Here is a 15,721-nt window from a genome sequence, read left to right on the forward strand (position 1 = left end):
GGGTGTCGGTGCTCCCGGATCGGCGGTGCTTGCTGGAAGGGGCGCTTTATGGCGAGGCGGGACGGGCGGTTACAAGCGGGAAAGCTCTGCCAACAGAAAGGGCGCGGCTTGCGCCGCGCCCTGGTCCGTCCTGCCGGGTGCGAGGCCCGGGCGTCAGCCGGGCTGCTGGATCGCCGAGAGCTGCCAGGCGCCCTGGCCCTGGCGGCGGAAGGTCCAGTGCTCGACCGCCTGGCTGCGCCGGTCGGGGCTGCCCTCGACCACCCGGCCCTGGTTGTCCAGGGTGATGTCGATCAGGCTGAAGCGCATCGCCACGGTGGCGAAGTCGACGCCGTTCTCGCTCCAGGCTTCCGCCAGGTCGCCCTGCTCGAGCTTCACGTCGCGGGTCTCGTTGCGCCAGCCGCGGGCGTCGAGGTCGCGCAGATCCTGGGCGAAGAAGCCCGCCATCTCCGGCGTGGCCAGGCGCTGCAGCGTCGCCTCGTCGCGCCGCGACCAGGCGGCGTTGACGTCGTAGAGCATGCTCTCGAAGGCGTTGAAGTCCTGCGGCGTGACCTGCAGCGGCTGGGTGCGCGGGGCGGCACCGCCCATGGCGGGGCGGGCCTCCTGCTGCATGTCGCGCTGCATCGCGTTCGGGTTCGGGCCGCCGGCCATGGCCGGCTGCTGGCGGTTGCGGAACAGCTTCATGGCGAAGCGGACCAGCAGCACGACCAGCGCCACCTGGATCAGCAGGCCGAGCACGCCGCCCAGGCCCGAGATGCCGCCGAACAGCCCGTTGCCGAACAGCAGGCCGCCCAGGCCGACGCCGATCAGCCCGCCCAGCATGGCGCCGCCGAAGCCGCCGAACAGGCCGCCGCGCGCCGGCTGGGCCGGGGCGGCCATGCCGGGACGCGCCGCCTGCTGCTGCGGCGTCGTGGTGCGCTCCATCGGCCGCGCGCCTTCCGGGGCGGTGCGCGTCACGGGAGGCGGGGAATAGGTGCGGCTGCCGCGGCTGCCGGAGCTGGAGCCGCCGCCGGGGCGCGCTTCCGCCAGGGCAGGACCCAGGATCAGGGCAAGGGCAGCAAGGCCGGCGAGCAGGCGGGCTCGTCCGCGCATGAGGCGATTCCTCCGGGTCTTCATCATCGTCCGATCATATAGGCATTACCGGCGTGTAATCCATGGGGATGAATCGCGTCCTTCCGGCGGGCAGGCCAAAAGGACTCACGCCCCCGTGAGCAACGCCGGATCATGGCATGGGGATCCATCGGATGGGCAACGAAGCCGGGATTTTTTTGGGCCGCCCCCCGGCTGCGTCACAGCCGGCGTCACATCGCTCATCTGGGTATGCCGCGGCGCCGGGTCCAGGGCGGCGCGGCCTTCGATGCTGGCCAAAGCCGCGCCGATCGCGCATAGCGCCGGCGGCCGGCAGAACGGGCGCGGCAAAGGATACGGGACGGATGCAGCAGGGACCGGGGGCATGAAGCTGCGCTGGCGGCTGGAGGCCTGGGGGGCGCGTGCCGCCCTGGCGCTGGGACGCGCCCTGGGCATGCGGGCCGGCTCGGCGCTGGGCGGCGCGGTGACGCGGGCGATCGGGCCCTGGCTGCCGGTGTCGCGCGTTGGCCGGCGCAACCTGGCGCTGGCCTTCCCCGAGCGCGATGCCGCCTGGCGCGAGGCGGTGCTGAAGGATGCCTGGGAGAATCTGGGCCGCAGCATGATGGAGCTGCCGCATCTGCCCGGCCTGCCGCGGACGGAATCAGGCCCGGGCTGGGAGCTGGTCGGCGCCGAGAACATGCCGGCCGGGGCGCGGCAGCTGGTCTTCTTCTCGGCGCATATCGGCAATTGGGAGGTGCTGCCGCTGGCGGCGCAGGCCTTCGGCCTGACCATGGGCAGCCTCTACCGCGCGCCGGACAATCCGCTGGTCGATGCCGTGGTGCGGCAGATGCGCGAGGGCGGCGCCGAGCTGCCGCTGTTCCCGAAGGGCAGCCGCGGCGCCCGCCAGGCGCTGAAGCACCTGGCCGGCGGCCAGGCGCTGGGGCTGGTGGTCGACCAGAAGCTGAACGAGGGGATCGAGCTCGACTTCCTCGGCCAGCGGGCGATGACCGCGACCGCCCCGGCCGAGCTGGCGCTGCGCTTCGGCTGTCCGCTGATTCCGGTCCATGTGCAGCGGATCGAGAAGAACCGCTTCCGGGTGGTGGTGGAGCCGCCGCTGGCCTTCCCGGCCACCGGCGACAAGGCCGAGGACGTCCGCCTGCTGATGCAGCAGGTCAACGACCATATCGGCGCCTGGATCCGCGCCCGGCCGCAGGACTGGCTATGGCTGCACCGGCGCTTCCCGCGCGAGATCTACCGGACGAAGTAAGGCTGCGTCAGCCGACGACCAGGATGGCGCCGGCGGCGTAGAGCCGCTCGCGCAGGCCGGGATCGGGGGCCAGCACCACCACCCGCGGGGTGCGGTGGCGCCATTCGGTGGCGCTGACCCGCCGCGGCGCGGCGGAGGCCAGCTCGGCATCGTCGAACAGGGCAACCACCGGCGATTCGATGAGCCCGGCATTGCGCAGGGTGTCGTGCGGGGCCGAGGGGCGGGGCAGGGGCGCGGAAAGGGTCATGGCGGCGCTCCCCATGCCGCCCGCATGCTTACCGCTTGATGAAGGTGCCGCGGAATTTCGGTGGCGTTTCCGCAGGATGGATCTCTGGCCGCCGATTAGCCCTGCGGCGGCAGCAGCGGCTGCGGGTCCAGCGCGGTCGCCAGCCAGTTCATCCCCAGATGCAGATGCGGCCCGGTCACCCGGCCGGTGGCGCCGGTCTGGGCGATTCGCTGGCCGCGCCCGACGGTCGCGCCATTCGCCACCTCCAGCACCGAGAGATGGGCATAGAGGCTGACCACCCCATGCCCGTGGTCGAGCAGGATGGTGTTGCCGGTGAAATACAGGTCCTCGGCCAGGACGACGCGGCCGGCGCCCATGGCATGGCAGGGCGTGCCGGTCGGCACCGCGATGTCGAGCCCGAGATGCGGCGCCCGCGCCTCGCCGTTCAGGATGCGCTGGCTGCCATAGACGCCGCTGATGCGGCCGCGCGCCGGCCAGACGAAGCCCTCGGCGAAGTGGGGCAGGGCGCTGTCGATCTTGCGCACCACGGCGATGCGCTCGCGCTCGGCCTTGATGCGGGCCAGCTGCTGCGGGTTCGGGCTGACCATCGCCGGCGGCAGGCCGGTCAGGCGCTGGATGTCCCAGTCGCGCGTCCGGATGGCGAGCTCGCGGCTCTCCTGGCGGCCATCGGGGGCGATGGCGACCAGCCGGGCGGAAGGACCCGCATCGCGGCCGAAGCCGATGACGAACTGCCCGTCGGGGGCCACCGAGACGGCGCGGCCGTCCAGCGTCACCCGGCTGCCCGGCGGCACTTTTCCCAGCGCCATGCCGCCCTGGGTCAGGCCGTCATCGCCGAGGCTGAGCAGGCGGGAGACGGTCGGGCCGGCGGTGCGGGCCTCGCTGCGCTGCGCCTCGGCGCCTTCGCAGCCGGCCAGCAGCAGGGCAGGGGCAGCGGCCAGGAACAGGCGGCGCCTCACAGCAGCGACCCCTGGTCGGGCTTGGCCGCGGGCCGGCGCGGCTTCTTCGCGGCGGGGGTCTCGGGAAAGGTGTCGGCGGTGACCATGCGGTTGCCATCCTGCAGCGTCAGTTGCAGCCGGTCGCCCTCGGCGATCGCGGCGGCGGTGGTGACGGGCCGGCCATCCTCGTGCCGGACCAGCGCGAAGCCGCGCGCCAGCACCCCCTGGTAGGAGGCGCCCTCCAGCCGCGCGGCCAGGCCGGCCAGGCGCAGCGTCGCCTCGCGCAGCCGCGACTCGATGCGCGAGGCCGGGTCGGGCAGGCGGTGCAGCGCGTTCTGCCGCCGGTCCAGCAGCCGGCGCAGCGCGGCGCCGGCGCGGGCCTCGGCCAGGCCCAGCGCGTGGCGATGCGCGGCCAGCGTCTCGCGCGGATGCGGCAGGCGCGGGGCCAGGGCGTCGAGCTGCCGGCGCTTGGCGGCGAGGAAGGCGCGCGGCGCCAGCGACAGGCGCTCGCCACGGTCGTCGAGGCGCTGGCGGGCGGCGCCGACCAGGCCGGGCAGGTCGGGCATCCGCGCCTCGACGCGGGACAGCCGCAGCCGGGCGCGGTCGGTGGCCACCTGGCCCGATTGCAGCAGCCGCGCCGCCGTCTGCGCCAGGGCGGCCATCATCTCGGCCCGCGAGGGAACCGCCAGTTCCGCCGCGGCGGTGGGGGTGGGCGCGCGGCGATCGGAAACAAAATCGATCAGGGTGGTGTCGGTCTCGTGGCCGACGGCGGAGATCAGCGGGATCGGGCAGGCGGCGACGGCGCGCAGCACGGCCTCGTCGTTGAAGGCCATCAGGTCTTCCAGGCTGCCGCCGCCGCGCGCCACGATCAGCACCTCGGGCTGCGGCAGATGCGCCGGCAGCCGTGAAAAACCCTCGATGGCGGCGGCGATCTGCTCGGCGGCGCCCTGGCCCTGCACGGGGACCGGCCAGAGCAGGATCTGCCGCGGGAAGCGCCGCGCCACCGTGGTGCGGATGTCCTGGATCACCGCGCCCTTCTCGCTGGTGACCACGCCGATCACCTGCGGCAGCCGCGGGATGTCCTTCTTGCGGTCCTCGTCGAACAGGCCCTCGGCGGCGAGCTTCCTGCGCAGCGCGTCGATGCGGGCCAGCAGGGCGCCCTCGCCGGCATATTCCAGCCGGTCGATAATCAGCTGGTAGTCCGAGCGCTCGCCATAGGAAGAGACCTTGCCGGTGGCGACGACCTCGACGCCGTTCTCCGGCTTCAGCGACAGGCGCGGCACGGCATAGCGCCAGATGATGCCGCGAATCTTGGCGCCCTCGTCCTTCAGCGCCAGGTAGATATGGCCGGAGGGATAGGCCTTCAGCTCGGTGATCTCGCCGCGGATGCGGACGCGGGCGAACTCGCCCTCCAGCGTGCGCTTGATCGCGGTGCTGATCTCGCTGACCGAGAATTCCGGCGTGTTGCCGCGGGGGGGCGCTTCGGCGTCGCTGTCCATCAGGGCGGCAGACTAGACCCGGCGGCGGGCGGGGCCAAGACAGGGACCGCTGGCGCGGGCGTGACCGGCCGCCGGCTGGGCGCGCCCCGGTGCCCCGGCTAGCCTGCCGGCATGTCCGATGACGCCGTCCTGCGGGCGCTGCATGAAGGCCTGACCCGCCGGCCGATGCCGGAGACGGTGGCCGGCCGGCTGCTGGCGCTGTCCTGCATCCAGGCGGCGCCGGTGCTGGCCGGACAGCTGGCCGCGGTCGCGGCCAGCCGCCCGCGCTTCAGCTTCCTGCCCGATGACTGGGCCGAGCCGGTCGCCCCCGCCCGGCAGATCGCCAGGGCGCTCGAGCTGTTCCCCGGCGTCGAGGGCCTCTCCCCCGCCGAGCGCGACCCGGCGGCGATCGAGGCCTTCATCGCCCGCCTCTCCGCCGCCATCGCCAAGCCGCCGCGGCGGAACAGTGTCCGCCGCGACCGGCTGGACCGGGTCGGCCGGGCCGCGGCCGGGCTGCAGCTCGGCGCGCATGCCTATACCAAGCGCTTCCGCTTCCTGGCCCGGCTAGAGGCGCATTTTTCTGTCTATTGCCAGGAACGGCGGCGCCTGGCCTGGCGGCGGCTGGGCAAGCTCGGCCTGGTGGAGGGGATCGCTTTCGAGGGCTTCGCCGCCGGCCCGGCGGCGGCGGCCTTCATCGCCTATTACGCCGCCCGCCGCGGCTTGCGCAGCGCCTTCACCAGCGGCCCGCAGGTCCGGCCCTTCGACGAGCCCGCCGCCGCCCTGCTGCGCCTGGCCGAGGCCGACCCGGCCACCGACTGGGCGCTGGTCGCCCGCCTCCATCCCGCGCCCGAGGTGCTGGCCCGGCTCACCCCCGACCAGCGCGGCGCCCTGCTGGCCGAATGGACCGCCGCCCTGGCCGGCCTCGCGGAGGAACTGGAAAGAACCTGGCGCCGCAGCCGGTTCGACTTGAAGGACATGGTGGTGGGGCGGGGCGATGATTCCTCGACCTGGAACCTGCTGGCCCAGGCCTGGAACAGCGCCCGCGCCGCCTGGTTCTCCCTCCTGGAGGCCAGCGGCCAGGCAGGGCTGCTGGAGGCCTGCTGCCCCGGCAAGGTGATGCGGCTGATGGCGGCCGATGTCGCCGCCTGGCATCGGGCTGATGGCGGCGGGCTGCATCCCGACACGGTGGTCTGGCGCGCCCTGCCGCCGCCCTGGGCGGTGCTGCGCGGCGAGGCCTTCTGCCCGCGCGCCCAGGTCGAGGCCGCCTGCCACGCGGCCGGCATCGACGGCCAGGACTCCGGCTGGGTCGCCGCCCGCCTGCCGCCGGAGCCGGTGCCCTTCACCCCGACGCCCGAACTCGTGCACGGTGTCGAGGTGGGGGCGCCCGGCCTTGCCTTGCTGCTGCGCAAGCGCGGCGTATTCTCCGGCAAGGCGTCCCGCCCGGTGCCGCCCTCGGCACCACCCTGACGGATGGCGTAGCTCAGTGGCAGAGCGGCCGGCTCTCGGACCGGCTGGACGGAGGTTCGAGCCCTTCCGCCATCCACCCTTCCCATGCTAGCGGGCGCCGCGCGCAGCGAGGGGTATGCAGGCATGAAGGTTCTTCTGGTGGGCGGCGGCGGCCGCGAGCATGCCCTGGCCTGGGCGCTGACCGGCTCCGGCCTGCTGAGCAGGCTCTGGGTCGCGCCGGGCAATGCCGGGATCGCCGAGATCGCCGAATGCGTCGCCATCGGCGCCGAGGATGTTTCTGCTCTCGTCGCCTTCGCACAGCAGCAGGCGGTCGACCTGGTGGTCGTCGGCCCCGAGGCGCCGCTGACGCTGGGCCTGGCGGATGCCTGCGCCGCGGCCGGGCTGCGCTGCTTCGGCCCCTCGGCCGCGGCGGCGAAGCTGGAGGGCAGCAAGACCTTCACCCGCGAGGTCACCACCGCCGCCGGCGTCCCGGGCGCCGAATGGGCGCAGTTCACCGAGGCCGCGGCCGCCCGCGCCTATGTCCGCGAGAAGGGTGCGCCGATCGTGGTCAAGGCCGATGGCCTGGCCGCCGGCAAGGGCGTCGTCGTCGCCGCGACCGTCGAGGAGGCCGAACAGGCCATCACCGAGATCATGGAGGACCGCGTCCATGGCGCGGCCGGCGCCTCGATCCTCATCGAGGAATGCCTGCTCGGCCAGGAGATCTCCTTCTTCGCCCTCTGCGACGGGGAGACGGCGCTGCCGATGGCGGCGGCGCAGGACCACAAGCGGGTGGGCGATGGCGATGTGGGGCCGAACACCGGCGGCATGGGCGCCTATTCGCCGCCCCCCGCCTTCACCCCGGCGCTCGAGGCCGAGGTGATGGACCGCATCATCCGCCCGACGCTGAAGGAAATGGCGAAGCGCGGCACGCCGTTCCGCGGCGTGCTCTTCGCCGGGCTGATGCTGACCGAGGCCGGGCCGAAGCTGATCGAATACAATGTCCGCTTCGGCGACCCGGAATGCCAGGTGCTGATGCTGCGGCTGCAATCCGACCTGCTGGCGGCGCTGCTGGCCGCCTGCGACGGCGAGCTCGACCGCTTCACCCTGCGCTGGTCGGCCGAGGCCGCCATGGTCGTCGTCATGGCCGCGCGCGGCTATCCCGGCGCCTATGCCAAGGGCAGCGTCATCGAGGGGCTGGAGCAGGCGGCGCAGGTTCCCGGCGCCCAGCTCTTCCATGCCGGCACCGCCCGCAACGCGCAGGGCGACCTGGTGGCCAGCGGCGGCCGGGTGCTGGGCGTCGCCGCCAGCGGCGCCACGCTCGCCGCCGCCCGCGACGCCGCCTATGCGGCGGTCGAGGCAGTGCGCTGGCCCGAGGGCTTCTGCCGCCGCGACATCGGCTGGCGCGCGCTGGCGCATTGAGCCGGCCGCAGCGTCGATCCAGGGGGGCGACCCAGGGGACTGATCCACGGGACTGATCCCCGCGACTGATCCAAGGCGCCGGCGATCCGGCCGGCCCTTAACGCCCATTTCACCGCCCGCGGCGAGAATGGCATAGTGACGCCATGCCGCCGGGGCCAGAAGGCCATCCGGCGGGCAGGACGCAGGGGCCAGACATGCCGTACCGGGACAGGGCGACGTCCGACACGCCGGCAGGGACGAAGCCGGCCGGGATCCTGCGGCACCGCGCCGTGGCCGACGCCGCGGCGCTGGTCTTCGTCGCGGTCGTCCTCTCCTGGCTGGCGATCGGCTACGACGTCTTCGACACCGCGCATGACTATTCGCACCAGCACGAGGCGCTGCGGCTGGACGAGATCTTCGTCATCCTGGTGATCGCCGGCTGGTGCAGCTTCGTCTATGCCATCCGCCGCCTGCTCGACGTGCTGCGCGAGCGGCGCGAGCGGTTGCGCGCCGAGGGCGATGTCAGCTGGCTCGCCGTGCACGACCCGCTGACCCGCCTGCCCAACCGCCGCGGGCTGGAGCAGCGGCTGGAACGGCCCAGCCCGATCGTCGGCGGCGTCCTCTATATCGATCTCGACGGCTTCCGCGCCATCAACGAGCTGCATGGCCATGCGCTGGGCGATGCGCTGCTGGCCGAGATCGCGCTGCGGCTGCGCCAGCTCTTCCCCACCGGCTGGATCGGCCATCCGGGCGGCGATGAATTCGTCGTCGTGCTGGAGGGGGTGGCGCTGCCGGTGATGCAGCAGCATGCGGCGCGGGCGCTGCGCAGCCTGACCCGCCCGGCCCGGCTGCAGGGCCAGCGGGTCGAGGTCGGCGTCAGCATCGGCCTGGCCGCCCTGCCGCAGCATGGCGAGACGCTGCGCGCCGTCTTCGCCTGCGCCGAGACCGCCATGCAGGCCGCCAAGCAGGAGACCCGCAACGCGCTGCGCCTCTACGAGCCCTCGATGCGCGAGCGCCAGGCCAGCCGCGCCTGGATCGAGCTGGCGCTGCGCGAGGCGGTGCAGAACGAGGTGATCGCGCCGCGCTACCAGCCGCAGGTCGACCTGAAGACCGGGCATCTCGCCGGCTTCGAGGCGCTGGCCCGCTGGCGCGCCGAGGACGGCAAGATGGTGCCGCCCGATGTCTTCATCGCCACGGCCGAGCGGCTGGGCCTGATCGACCGGCTCAGCGAGCAGCTGCTGAAGCGCGCCTGCCGCGATGCCGCCGCCTGGCCGGCACCCCTGCGCCTGGCCTTCAACCTGTCGCCGCTGCAGCTCTCCGATCCGCGGCTGGCCGAGCGGATCATCGCCATCATCCACGAGGCCGGCCTGGCGCCGGAGCGGCTGGAGGTGGAGATCACCGAGGGCGCGCTGATCCGCGAGGCGGCGGTGGCGCAGGACACGCTGGACATGCTGCGCGCCGCCGGGGTGCGGGTCGCGCTGGATGATTTCGGCACCGGCTATGCCAGCCTGTCGCAGCTCGCCCGCTTCAGCTTCGACATGATCAAGATCGACCGCTCCTTCATCCGCCGCATGGTGGCGGAGGAGAAGCAGCTGAAGATCGTCAAGTCGATCCTCGGCCTCGGCCAGGGCCTGGGCATCGAGATCACCGCCGAGGGCGTCGAGGAGGCCGACCAGGCCGAGTTGCTGCGCAGCCTCGGCTGCCATATCGGCCAGGGCTATCTCTTCGGCGCCGCCATCACCCCGGAGGAGGCGGCGGCGCTGGCCGGCCGCAAGGGCGAGATCGTCCTGGCGGCCTGAGCCTCGGACCGAACCAGGGCGCGGGCCAAGCCGCGCCTCGGGCCAGGCTGAGCCTCAGGCCAGGCTGAGCTTCAGGCCGGCGCGGCCGGGGCCTCGCTGCGCAGCGCCGCCAGGAAGACCTCGAAGGCCAGCCGGGCGCCGGCCTCGGCAGCGGGCCAGCGGGCCGGGTCGGGCAGGGCGGCCTCCAGCCCGGCCAGGAAGCCCGGCCAGCCGCTGGCCGCCCCGGCCGGCTGGTGCGCCAGATAGGCGGCCGGCGCCGCCGCCGGCAGGCCGCGCCGCAGCATGGCATTGCCCAGCCGGGAGCCCTCCATCACATAGGCGGCGCCCAGCGCGGCGGCCTGGCGATCCGCGCCGGGCAGGGCGACGGGCAGCGGCGCCGGCGCCGCCTCGCCCAGCGCCGCCAGATCGGCCTGCAGCGCCGGCAGGCGGCGGCGCGCCGGCCAGTCCAGCCAGGCCGCCTCGCCCAGCGCGGCGCCGATCGCCGCCTCCAGCCCGGGCAGGGCGCGGGCATGGGCTCGCAGGAAGGCGGCATGGCCGGCGGCCGAGCCCAGGTCATGGGCGCTGCCCAGGGCGTCGGCCTCGGCATGCAGCGGGCCGGTGGCGGCGCGGAGCTGCCAGCGCAGCCCGGCCTTGCGCGGGTCGGCGGGCATCGGATCAGGGGTCATGCAGCGGGGATCATCCGGGACTGGCGGTCGTTCTGGGCGCCGGAACATGGGGTTGCGCGCCGCGCCACGCCAGACGCCGCGAATGCGGGGCAGGCCGGCGGCGGCGCCATGGCCTTGCGCGGCGCCCCCGCCGCCGGGTTATGCTGCGGCAGGTCCGGCCATAAGAGCCGGTCGCTGGAGGACGAATGACAGGAAAGACGACGCGTCGCGGGGCGCTGATGATGGGTGCTGGGCTGGCCTCGGCCGGTCTGGCATCGGCTGGTCTGGCCGGCGCCCTGGCCCGCCCCGCCCTGGCGCAGGGCCATTTCCCGGCGCGCCCGATCCGCATGCTGGTGCCCTGGGGTGCCGGCGGCACCACGGATGTGCAGATGCGCGCCTTCGCCGAGGGCGCCTCGCGCCGGCTGGGCCAGCCGGTGGTGGTGGAGAACCGCTCGGGCGCCGGCGGCATCCTCGGGCCGCAGGCGCTGCTGAACGAGAAGCCGGACGGCTACACCATCTCGCAGATGCCGATCAGCGTCTTCCGCTATCCGCACATGGCCGCCAAGCCGCCCTTCGACCCGGCCAAGGACTTCACCTGGATCAGCCACCTCACGGGCTATCTCTTCGGGGTGGTGGTGCGGGCCGACGCGCCCTGGAAGACCTTCGGCGAGTTCCTGGCGGATGCGAAGAAGAACCGCGGGAAGATCACCTACGGGACGCCCGGGGTGGGGACCTCGCTGCACATCACCATGGAGCAGATCGCCGGGCAGCAGGACATCGAATGGGTGCATGTCCCCTTCCGTGGCTATGCCGAGAATGCGACCGCCCTGCTCGGCGGCCAGATCGACGCGCTGGCCGACAGCTCCGGCTGGTCGGAGATGGTGCGCGACGGCAGGCTGCGCCTGCTGGTCACCTGGGGGCCGACGCGGGCCAAGCGCTTCCCCGACACCCCGACCCTGAAGGAGGTCGGCATCGACCTGGTCTCCACCTCGCCCTATGGGGTGGCCGGGCCGAAGGGGATGGACCCGGCCGTGGTGCGCGTGCTCGACGCCGCCTTCCGCGAGGCGGTGAACGACCCGCAGCATGTGGCGGTGCTCGACCGCTACGACATGCCGGTGATCTACATGAACCCGGATGAATACGCCGCCTTCGCGCTGAAGACCAACGAGGAGGAACGCGCGATGATCCAGAAGCTGGGGCTGAAGCTCTAGGCCCCGCCGTCACCCTGCCGCGGCGTTGCAGCATGGCCGCCGCGGCACCATCCTTCTGGTCGGTCTTCGCCGCCAGGAGCGACACGCATGGATATCCCGCAGCCCGAGCATCCGGTGCCGGAGGACGCAGCCTGGCGGCCGGAGGGCTGCCGGCGGGTGGCGCTGGTGCTGCAGGGCGGTGGCGCGCTCGGCGCCTACCAGGCCGGGGTCTATGAGGCGCTGCACGAGGCCGGCATCGCGCTGGACTGGATCGCCGGCGTCTCGATCGGCGCCATCAACGGCGCGCTGATCGCCGGCAACCCGCCCGAGCGCCGGATCGCGGCACTGCGCGCCTTCTGGGAGAAGATCACCGACAACCGGGTGGAGAACCAGCTCTGGGGCCCGCTGCCGGATGGCGACTGGTTCCGGCAATGGCGGCACGAGGCCTCGGCGGCGCTGACCATGCTGCAGGGCCAGCCCGGCTTCTTCACCCCGCAGGTGCCCAATGCCTGGTTCTCCGCCCCCGGCGCGAAGACGGCGACCAGCCTCTATGATTCGTCTCCCCTGAAGGCGACGCTGGAGGAGCTGGTCGATTTCGACCTGCTGAACGACCGGCGGATGCGCTTCGCGGTCGGCGCGGTGAATGTCGGCAGCGGCAATTTCGCCTATTTCGACAGCGGCCGGATGCGGCTGACGGTGGCGCATGTCATGGCCTCGGGCGCGCTGCCGCCGGCGCTGCCGATGGTGCCGGTCGGCACCGACTACTACTGGGATGGCGGGCTGGTCTCCAACACGCCGCTGCAGCACCTGCTGGAGAACCTGGAGAGCCGCAACACCCTGGCCTTCCAGGTCGACCTGTTCAGCGCCCGCGGCGCCGTGCCGCGCTCGATGCCCGGCGTCATGGCCCGCGAGAAGGACATCCGCTACAGCAGCCGCACCCGCGCGGTGACCGATTTCCACCGCCGCATCCGCGACCTGGAGGTCGAGCTGCAGCGCGCCCTCGACCAGATCCCGCCCGACCGGCTCGACGCCCGCCAGCAGGAACTGAAGAAGCGGCTGGAGCGGCTGCCGGAGGTGGTGATCCTGCAGCTGATCTACCGCCAGCAGGCGCATGAGGGGCAGGCCAAGGATTACGAATTCTCGGCCGCCACCATGCGCGCGCACTGGGCCAGCGGGCTGGCCGACACCCGCGCCACGCTGGAGCGCGGCCACTGGCTGGTCATGCCGCCGCCGGGCAGCGGCATCCAGGTCCATGACGTCCACCGCCCCTGAGCCGACCCAAGCCGAGAACCGGAAAAAAATGGCCTTCCTGCTGAACCTGCTCTGGAACATCCCCGGCCTGGGCTTCATCCCGGCGCTGATGTGGCTCTTCGCCTCGGTGCTGATGGCGCTGACCATCATCGGCATCCCCTGGGCCCGCGCCTGCCTGATGCTCGCCGGCTACAGTTTTCTGCCCTTCGGCCAGACCCTGGTCTCGCGGGATGAGCTGACGGGGCGGGGGTCGCTGGGCACCGGGCCGCTGGGGATGCTGGCGAACATCATCTGGTTCCTGGTCGCCGGCATCTGGCTCTGCGTCGCGCATCTGACGCTGGCGGCGGCGGCGGCCGTCACCATCATCGGCCTGCCCTTCGCCTGGGCGCATCTGAAGCTGGCCGCCGCCTCGCTGGCCCCGGTCGGCAAGCGCGTCGTCCCCGGCGAGGTGGCCGAGGCCATGGCGCTGCGCCGCGGCGGCGACAGGCTGGACCGCTGGCGCCGGTGAGCGATGTCGACATCCTCATCGTCGGCGCGGGCGCGGCCGGCATTGCCGCCGCCCGCGCCGCGCGGCAGGCCGGGCGCAGCGTCCTGCTGCTGGAGGCGCGCGACCGCGCCGGCGGCCGGGCGCGGACCGACCTGACGACGCTGGGCGCACCCTTCGACCTGGGCGCCACCTGGCTGCACGAAGCCGGCGCCAATCCGCTGACCCCGCTGGCGGCCGCCGCCGCCTCCGACCACGACGCCCCCTTCGACCATGACACGGTGCGCAGCCATCGCTGCCTCCTTGGCGACCGGATGGCGACGGCGGCGGAGATGGCCGAGTACGACGCCGCCTATGGCCGCTTCCATGCCCATCTGGCGGCGCGGCGGGCGCCCGGCCGCTCGGCCGGGGCGGTGGCGCCGCGCGGCGGGCCCTGGGATGCCACCATCGCCCATTGGGAGGGCGAGGTGATCTGCGCCGCCCCGCTGGCCGCCATGGACCTGGACGATTTCCTCGACACCCAGCTGTCGGGGCCGAACCTGCTGCTGCCCGGCGGGCTGGGGCCGCTGCTGCAGGGCCTGGCCGCCGGGCTGCCGATCCGCCTCGGCGCGGTGGTGCGGCGCATCGACTGGGGCGGGACGCGGATCGCGGTGGAGGGAGATTTCGGCCGGGTGACCGCCGGCGCCGTGGTGGTGACCATCCCGACCAGCCTGCTCGCCGCCGGGGCGATCCGCTTCGACCCGCCCTTGCCGGCCGAGACCCTGCAGGCGGCGCATGACCTGCCGCTCGGCCTGCTGTCGAAGATCGGGCTGAAGGCCAGCGGCGCCGACCGGCTGGACCTGCCGGATTTCGGCGGGCTGGAGCGCCGGGTGGACGACCCCGCCGAGCCCGCCATGAGCTTCGTCGCCTGGCCCTTCGGGCGCGACCACCTGATGGGCTTCCTGGGGGGCGAGGCAGCCTGGGCGCTGTCGGGACAGGGGAGCGCCGCGCTGCAGGCGCATGCCCTGGCCGAGCTGCGCCGCGCCTATGGCGGCCGGGCCGACCGGGCGATCCGCGCCGATCTGGCGGCGATGCATGACTGGGGTGCCGATCCCTTCGCCCGCGGCGCCTATTCCCACGCCCGGCCGGGGCGGGCCGCGGCCCGGGTGACGCTGGGGACGCCCTTGCAGGAGGGGCGGCTCTGCTTCGCTGGCGAGGCCTGCCACCCGCGCTATGCGGCGACGCTGGCCGGTGCCTGGGACAGCGGGTGCCAGGCGGCGGCAGCCGCCCTCGCTGCAACGGGTCCGGCAGCGGCCGCCTTCGCTGCAACAGAGCGTGTCAGCGGCGGGCTTTGATGCCCAAGGTTTCATGACGGCAGGCTGACTGGGGGTTAACGCGGCCCGGCCGCTGGCTTATTTCATCCGGTGCATGAGCGAGACGGCAGACCAGGCAACGGCCCCGGCGGGCTTCGACCGCGAGGGGGATATCCTGCGGCTGCGCGGCCCGCTGACCACGCGCGCCACCGGCCGGCTGTGGCAGCCGGTGCTGCGCGCGGCCGCGGGCGCGCGCCGGCTCGACCTCTCTGGCCTGACCGCGCTGGACAGCACCGGCGCCGCCCTGGTGCTGGAATGCGCCAGCGCCTGCACGGACCCGGAGATCCAGGGCGCCAGCCCGCCGGTCGCCGCCGTGCTGGACCGCGCCCGCAAGGCCCTGGCCGCCCCGCGGCCGCCCCGGCCCCCGCCGCGCCTGCCCTTCATCGCGGCGGTCGGCGCCTGGGGCGTCGGGCGATTGAAGGAAATACGTGCCGCCGCCGGCTTCCTGGGCGAGACGGCGGTGATGACGGCGGCCACCCTGCCGCGCCCGGCGCGCCTGCGCTGGGCCGACCTGCTGCGCCACCTGGACGAGGCCGGCTTCCGCGCCTTCCCGCTGACCCTGCTGCTCGGCGCGCTGATCGGCGTCATCCTGGCCTTCCAGTCCTCGATCCCGATGCGGCAATACGGGGCGGAGATCTACATCCCCTCGCTGGTCGGCATCTCCCTGATCCGCGAGCTCGGGCCGCTGATCGCCGCCGTCATCCTGGCCGGCCGCACCGGCAGCGCCTTCGCCGCCGAGCTCGGCACCATGACGGTGAACGAGGAGGTGGATGCGTTGCGCGTCATGGGCATCGACCCGATGGTCATGCTGGTGCTGCCGCGGCTGCTGGCGGCCATGCTGGTCATGCCGGTGCTGGCGCTGATGATGAACCTGGCCGGGCTGGTCGGCATGGGCGGGGTGATGAGCGCGCTCGGCTATCCGCCGCCGCTGGTGCTGAACCAGCTGGCGCAATGGCTGACGCTGGGCTCGCTGCTGGGCGGCCTCGGCAAGTCGGTGGTCTTCGGCATGGTGATCGCCGGCATCGGCTGCCGCGCCGGGCTGCAGGCCGGGCGCGGCCCGCGCGCCGTGGGTGACGCCGCCACCCAGGCGGTGGTCGGCGGCATCGTCGCCACCGTGGTGCTGGACGGTCTCTTCGCCATTCTCTTCTATCGGCTGGGCTGGTGA

The 15,721-nt window shown here is 73.6% G+C and carries 14 protein-coding genes and 1 tRNA gene; 10 read left to right on the forward strand and 5 right to left on the reverse strand.

Features of this window, described 5'->3' with window-relative positions:
• Positions 1-153: 153 nt before the first annotated feature.
• Positions 154-1,089, reverse strand: coding sequence for a TIM44-like domain-containing protein (locus WFI16_RS02865; protein ID WP_419896283.1), 936 nt, complete (start codon positions 1,087-1,089; stop codon positions 154-156).
• Between the two features lie 361 nt (positions 1,090-1,450).
• Here WFI16_RS02865 and WFI16_RS02870 point away from each other — a divergent pair, with 361 nt between their 5' ends.
• Complete coding sequence (locus tag WFI16_RS02870) at positions 1,451-2,332, forward strand: lysophospholipid acyltransferase family protein (RefSeq protein WP_419896284.1); 882 nt, start codon at positions 1,451-1,453, stop codon at positions 2,330-2,332.
• Between the two features lie 7 nt (positions 2,333-2,339).
• Here WFI16_RS02870 and WFI16_RS02875 read toward each other — a convergent pair whose 3' ends face one another.
• The 3 genes from WFI16_RS02875 to xseA all read right to left on the reverse strand — a co-directional run bounded on the left by WFI16_RS02875 (position 2,340) and on the right by xseA (position 5,013).
• On the reverse strand, positions 2,340-2,579 hold the full coding sequence (locus WFI16_RS02875) for a hypothetical protein (RefSeq protein ID WP_419896285.1): 240 nt from the start codon (positions 2,577-2,579) through the stop codon (positions 2,340-2,342).
• Positions 2,580-2,674: 95 nt separating this feature from the next.
• Positions 2,675-3,535, reverse strand: coding sequence for a M23 family metallopeptidase (locus WFI16_RS02880; protein ID WP_419896286.1), 861 nt, complete (start codon positions 3,533-3,535; stop codon positions 2,675-2,677).
• A complete protein-coding gene (gene xseA / locus WFI16_RS02885) occupies positions 3,532-5,013 on the reverse strand; it encodes an exodeoxyribonuclease VII large subunit (protein WP_419896287.1) in 1,482 nt (493 codons plus the stop codon). The genes WFI16_RS02880 and xseA overlap by 4 nt, the downstream gene beginning before the upstream one ends.
• 111 nt (positions 5,014-5,124) lie before the next feature.
• On the opposite strand from xseA, the gene WFI16_RS02890 reads away from it, so the two are divergent.
• The 4 genes from WFI16_RS02890 to WFI16_RS02905 all read left to right on the forward strand — a co-directional run bounded on the left by WFI16_RS02890 (position 5,125) and on the right by WFI16_RS02905 (position 9,635).
• Positions 5,125-6,459: a hypothetical protein gene (locus tag WFI16_RS02890; RefSeq protein ID WP_419896288.1), complete on the forward strand. Its 1,335-nt coding sequence runs from the start codon at positions 5,125-5,127 to the stop codon at positions 6,457-6,459.
• Between the two features lies 1 nt (position 6,460).
• Positions 6,461-6,535 (forward strand) — tRNA-Glu (locus tag WFI16_RS02895).
• Positions 6,536-6,582: 47 nt separating this feature from the next.
• Entirely contained in the window at positions 6,583-7,857 is a 1,275-nt protein-coding gene (gene purD, locus WFI16_RS02900; RefSeq protein ID WP_419896289.1) for a phosphoribosylamine--glycine ligase, read from the forward strand.
• Between the two features lie 194 nt (positions 7,858-8,051).
• Positions 8,052-9,635 carry a putative bifunctional diguanylate cyclase/phosphodiesterase gene (locus tag WFI16_RS02905; RefSeq protein ID WP_419896290.1) on the forward strand — a complete coding sequence of 528 codons (1,584 nt, stop codon included), beginning with the start codon at positions 8,052-8,054 and terminating at the stop codon, positions 9,633-9,635.
• Positions 9,636-9,706: 71 nt separating this feature from the next.
• On the opposite strand, the gene WFI16_RS02910 is transcribed toward WFI16_RS02905, so the two are convergent.
• Positions 9,707-10,300 (reverse strand): biliverdin-producing heme oxygenase, encoded by a 594-nt coding sequence (locus WFI16_RS02910; protein WP_419896291.1) that lies wholly within the window; start codon positions 10,298-10,300, stop codon positions 9,707-9,709.
• A 185-nt stretch (positions 10,301-10,485) separates the two neighbouring features.
• Here WFI16_RS02910 and WFI16_RS02915 point away from each other — a divergent pair, with 185 nt between their 5' ends.
• The 5 genes from WFI16_RS02915 (at position 10,486) to WFI16_RS02935 (ending at position 15,721) form a co-directional block, all read left to right on the forward strand.
• A complete protein-coding gene (locus tag WFI16_RS02915) occupies positions 10,486-11,490 on the forward strand; it encodes a tripartite tricarboxylate transporter substrate binding protein (protein WP_419896292.1) in 1,005 nt (334 codons plus the stop codon).
• 87 nt (positions 11,491-11,577) lie between these two features.
• Positions 11,578-12,741: a patatin-like phospholipase family protein gene (locus WFI16_RS02920; protein WP_419896293.1), complete on the forward strand. Its 1,164-nt coding sequence runs from the start codon at positions 11,578-11,580 to the stop codon at positions 12,739-12,741.
• Positions 12,742-12,769: 28 nt separating this feature from the next.
• Positions 12,770-13,228, forward strand: coding sequence for a YccF domain-containing protein (locus WFI16_RS02925; RefSeq protein ID WP_419896294.1), 459 nt, complete (start codon positions 12,770-12,772; stop codon positions 13,226-13,228).
• The gene (locus tag WFI16_RS02930) at positions 13,225-14,538 is read left to right on the forward strand and encodes a flavin monoamine oxidase family protein (protein ID WP_419896295.1); all 1,314 of its coding nucleotides are present in this window, start codon (positions 13,225-13,227) and stop codon (positions 14,536-14,538) included. Before WFI16_RS02925 ends, WFI16_RS02930 begins: the two co-directional genes overlap by 4 nt.
• Before the next feature lie 73 nt (positions 14,539-14,611).
• Positions 14,612-15,721, forward strand: a complete 1,110-nt coding sequence (locus WFI16_RS02935; RefSeq protein WP_419896296.1) for an ABC transporter permease — start codon at positions 14,612-14,614, stop codon at positions 15,719-15,721.

It is taken from the genome of Roseomonas sp. USHLN139 (genome assembly GCF_037145735.1).
Lineage (GTDB): Bacteria > Pseudomonadota > Alphaproteobacteria > Acetobacterales > Acetobacteraceae > Pseudoroseomonas.